The 4060-nt window shown below is 64.8% G+C and carries 5 protein-coding genes and 1 pseudogene; 5 read left to right on the top strand and 1 reads right to left on the bottom strand.

The window, feature by feature from the left end; genetic code table 11:
• The 5 genes and pseudogenes from C4301_RS09445 to rlmN form a co-directional block, all read left to right on the top strand.
• A pseudogene (locus C4301_RS09445) lies at positions 1 to 402 on the top strand (hypothetical protein); the annotation flags it as partial.
• The gene (locus C4301_RS09440) at positions 332 to 613 is read left to right on the top strand and encodes a hypothetical protein (protein ID WP_352414826.1); all 282 of its coding nucleotides are present in this window, start codon (positions 332 to 334) and stop codon (positions 611 to 613) included. The pseudogene C4301_RS09445 and the gene C4301_RS09440, both read left to right, overlap by 71 nt.
• A complete protein-coding gene (gene moaD / locus C4301_RS09435; protein ID WP_352414825.1) occupies positions 603 to 1277 on the top strand; it encodes a molybdopterin converting factor subunit 1 in 675 nt (224 codons plus the stop codon). The genes C4301_RS09440 and moaD overlap by 11 nt, the downstream gene beginning before the upstream one ends.
• The gene (locus C4301_RS09430; protein WP_352414824.1) at positions 1274 to 1489 is read left to right on the top strand and encodes a hypothetical protein; all 216 of its coding nucleotides are present in this window, start codon (positions 1274 to 1276) and stop codon (positions 1487 to 1489) included. The genes moaD and C4301_RS09430 overlap by 4 nt, the downstream gene beginning before the upstream one ends.
• Positions 1490 to 2533, top strand: a complete 1044-nt coding sequence (gene rlmN, locus C4301_RS09425; protein WP_352414823.1) for a dual-specificity RNA methyltransferase RlmN — start codon at positions 1490 to 1492, stop codon at positions 2531 to 2533. It abuts the gene before it with no gap.
• Here rlmN and C4301_RS09420 read toward each other — a convergent pair.
• Positions 2502 to 3662, bottom strand: coding sequence for an acyl-CoA dehydrogenase family protein (locus C4301_RS09420; RefSeq protein WP_352414822.1), 1161 nt, complete (start codon positions 3660 to 3662; stop codon positions 2502 to 2504). The two genes, rlmN and C4301_RS09420, sit on opposite strands and share 32 nt — an antisense overlap.
• Positions 3663 to 4060: the final 398 nt, after the last annotated feature.

The raw sequence follows: 4060 nt of genomic DNA, 5'->3' as shown, positions 1-4060 counted from the left end.
CTTCTGGTCAAGGTGGCCTCCCGGCTTTCCGGCTACCCCGCCCTGCTCCGGCTCAGGTACCGCAAAAGCCCCAGGGTTTTGGAGGTCCACCTTTCCCGCCTGGAGGGGCCGGCCGGAGGGGAGGTGCTGGCGGTGGCGGTCCTGGAAGGGGGTAGGGTGCGAGAAGTGCGGCTTCCCCTGGAAGTCCCGCCGGAAACACTGAGCCGGGCGGAAAGCCTTCTCCACCATTTCCGCCTCGAGGCTATGCCCGAGCCCCCTTTTGGGCTGGAAGGGCTCTTTGCCCGCCTCAAGCAAGCCCTCTCTCGGGAGGAGCGGCTGGTACCGGGAGGGCTTGGGCCTGGTTCTCACAGAGCCCGAGGCGGAGGACCCCACCTTCGTCAAGGAGGTGGTGGCGGCCTTTGAGGAGGAGGAGGAGGAGGTCCTGACCCCTCCGGGCCGGGTCAACCTCCGCATTGGAGAGCGGGAAGGGGTTTCCATGGTCCAGACGGGGCTCATGGGGGGGGAGTACCTGGGGGAGCTCACCCTCTTGGGGCCGCTTAGGATGCGCTACCAGGAGGCCTTGGCCGTGGCGTACAGCCTCGGCCAGGTGTATACTCAGGTCCATGCAGGTTGAGGTGCGGCTTTTCGCCCTTTACCGAGAGCAGGCGGGCAGGGACCGGTTGCGCCTCTCCCTTCCCGAGGGGGCACGGGTCAAGGATCTGGCCGAGACCTTAAAACGCCTATTCCCCGCCCTGACGCTAGAGGGCGGCATGGCCGCGGTCAACCAGGACCTGGCGGGGCCGGAAACCCCTTTAGAGGAAGGGGACGAGGTGGCCTTTCTGCCCCCGGTCTCGGGAGGGGAGGAGGAAAACCTCGGCCTCACCCGGGCCCCCCTGGACCTAAAAACCCTGGTGGAATGGGCCATCCAGCCCCAGTACGGGGCGGTGGTGAGCTTCCTTGGCACCGCCCGCACCCCCAACCGGGGGGAGGAGGTGGCTTTTTTGGAGTACGAGGCCTACGAGGAGATGGCCCTCAAAACGATGCGAACCCTGGTTAAGGAGATGCGAGAGCGCTTCGCCATCGGGCGGGTGGCCCTTTGGCACCGGTTGGGCCGGGTGGACCCCAAGGAGGCCTCCATCGCCATCGTGGTCTCCGCCCCTCATCGAAAGGAGGCCTTCTTGGCTGCGGAGTACGCAATCGACCGGGTCAAGCAGCTCCTCCCGGTCTGGAAGAAGGAATACCGGAAGGACGGGAGCTTCTGGATAGAGGGATACGCCCCGGAGGGCCTCAGGTTTTGACACCGGCCGCCGCCACCTTGGCCCTTTTGGCCCTTTGGCTGATCCCTGGGCTCTTAGGCCTGCTTGCTGGAACCGCCTTCCTTCTGGGCCGCACCCGGGTGGGGGTGGGGCTTCTGCTCGCCGCCCTCTTCTTTGGCCTCCTCGTCCGGCCCATGCCTCTGGGGGTGGCCCTGGCGGGGGTCGGGTTCCTTCTGGGGTATCTTAGGAGGTAGATGGGGTCCTTGCTGGAGCTCCTTCCCGAGGAACTGCCCCTCGAGGGCTTCCGCAAGCGCCAGCTCGCCCACTGGATCTGGGGGCGGGGCGCAAGGAGCTTTGCCGAGATGACCGACCTTCCCAAGGCCCTGAGGGCGGAGCTGGAAGAGCGGTACACCCTAAGCGCCTTCCAGCTTTGGGAGGCCTACCCGAGCCGGGATGGCAGTGTGAAGTACCTCTTCACCCTCTGGGATGGGCAGAAGACCGAGGCCGTCTACATGCCCTATGAAAACCGCAAGACGGTCTGCCTTTCCAGCATGGTGGGCTGCCCCGCAGGGTGCACCTTCTGCGCCACTGGCGCCTTGGGCTTTGGCCGGAACCTGAGCGCGGGAGAGATCCTGGACCAGCTCCGGGCCATCGCCCACCACCAGGGCATAAGCCCCCGCGAGATCCGGAACGTGGTCCTGATGGGGATGGGGGAGCCCCTTCTGAATCTGGACAACGTTCTTAAGGCTGCCCGCCTGATGCTTCACCCCGAGGGGCTGGCCCTAAGCCCCAGGCGGGTGACGATTTCCACCGTGGGGATTCCTCGGGGCATCCGCCGGCTTGCCGAAGAGGACCTAGGTCTGAGGCTCGCCCTTTCCCTCCACGCCCCGGACGACGAAACCCGGCGCAGAATCATCCCCACCGCTCACCGCTACCCGGTGGCGGAGATCCTGGAGGCCGTCCGGCAGTATTACGCACGGACGAGGCGCCGGGTAACCTTTGAGTACACCCTTCTTAAAGGCCTCAACGACCACCCCTGGCAGGCTAGGGCTTTGGCCGAGCTTCTGAAGGGCCTTTCCGCTCACGTAAACCTCATCCCTTTCAACCCTTGGGAGAACGCCCCGGTGGAGGGTACGCCCAAGAAGGGTATCCTGGCCTTTGCCGAGGAGCTTGAGGGGCTTGGCATCCCCACCTCGATCCGCTGGAGCCGGGGACGGGACGTGGGGGCAGCCTGCGGCCAGCTGGCCTTAAAGGCCCCTTCCAGCTTTAAACCGCTTCCAGAAGCCTTCGGGCGATGATGAGCTTCAAGATCTCGCTCGTCCCCTCCCCGATACGGGTGAGCCGGACATCGCGCCAGTAGCGCTCCACGGGGTAGTCCCGCACGTAGCCGTACCCCCCCAGGATCTGGATGGCCTCGTCGCAGGCCCTAACCGCCACCTCGCTGGCGAAGAGCTTGGCCTGGGCGGCCTCGAGGGTGTGGGGGCGGCCCACGTCCTTGAGCTCGGCCGCCTTCAGGTAGAGAAGCCGGGCGGCCTCGAGGTCGGTGGCCATCTCGGCCAGCTTGAACGAAACCCCTTCAAACTCCGCAATGGGCCGGCCGAACTGTTCCCGCTCCTTCGCATAGCGGAGGGCATAGTCCAAAGCCGCCCGCCCTAGGCCCACCGCCATGGCCGCGATGCCGATCCGGCCTCCATCCAAAACCTTTAGGACGTCGTAGAACCCCTTCCCCCGCTCCCCCAAAAGCGCCTCTTGGGGAAGGAAAAGGTCCTCAAAAACGAGTTGGGCCGTATCTGAGCTCCTCAAGCCCAGCTTCTCCTCCTTCCGCCCCACCCTAAGCCCCCTCTCGGGCCGGAAGAAGACAAAGGCGGAAATGCCCAGGTGCTTTCTTCCTGGCGGGGCCGGATCGGTCCGGGCGTTCACCACATACACCCCGGCCACACTCCCCTGGGTGATGAACTGCTTGGTCCCGTTCAGGACAAACCCCCCCGGGACCTCGTCTGCCCGCGTCTTTAAGGCCGCTGCGTCGGAACCGCTGCCCGGCTCGGTCAGACCCCAGGCCCCCAGAGCCTCTCCGGAAGCCAGCCTGGGGAGGAAGGTTTCCTTCTGCCTTTCGTTCCCCGCGATCAGGATGTGCCCTGCAGTCAAGGAGTTGTGGCTCGCCACCGTAAGGGCCAAGGAGCCGTCCACATAGGCGATCTCTTCCACCATGCGGGCGAAAAGCCGGCTGCTAAGCCCAGCCCCTCCGTACCGCTCGGGCACCGTAGCCCCGAAGACCCCGAGCTCGGCCAGCTTACGGACCAACTCCCAGGGAAACCCCCCTTTCTCGTCCCGTTCCGCCGCACCCGGGGCCACCTCTGCCCGCAAGAACTCCCGCAAGGGCCCAAGAAGGGCCCGCTCCTCCTGGCTTTCCTCAAACCAGAGCGCCATGAAAGTAATGTAACATATTTCAACCTCGGACAAAAGATCCGTCATATTACCAACCCTCCCCCACTTGGGTACCACTTAATGGCTTTCGTGAAGCCCCGGGTGGATCACCCCAGGGACGTAGAGAAGCCCACCCTCCTGGCCCAGGGCATCCCTGCCTAAGGCCCGACCAAAAAGCAACCGGGCCTGTACCTAGCGCAATAGGCGGAGGAAAGGGGCCACAAGGAAGGCTTGGTAAGTGGCGGAGAAGCCTCTTGCCCTTCCTGGAGGTGCTTGTCGTCCCCAAGGGGGGAAGGTCAGCCCCCTGACCTCTCATCACTTTGAAAGCTAAGGCTTGACAAAGGGAAGAAGAAGGGGGGAGTTGTAAGGTGTGCAAACCCCAACCCCCCTCTCTCAGACGA

Source organism: Thermus sp. (assembly GCF_040290245.1).
Lineage (GTDB): Bacteria > Deinococcota > Deinococci > Deinococcales > Thermaceae > Thermus_A.
Note: the sequence above shows the minus strand (reverse complement) of the source record. Positions and strands in the feature narration are given on the sequence as shown.

Coding starts and splice junctions, on each gene's coding strand:
- moaD (WP_352414825.1), top strand. CDS start 603: ATGCAGGTTGAGGTGCGGCTTTTCGCCCTTTACCGAGAGCAGGCGGGC.
- rlmN (WP_352414823.1), top strand. CDS start 1,490: ATGGGGTCCTTGCTGGAGCTCCTTCCCGAGGAACTGCCCCTCGAGGGC.
- C4301_RS09420 (WP_352414822.1), bottom strand. CDS start 3,662: ATGGCGCTCTGGTTTGAGGAAAGCCAGGAGGAGCGGGCCCTTCTTGGG.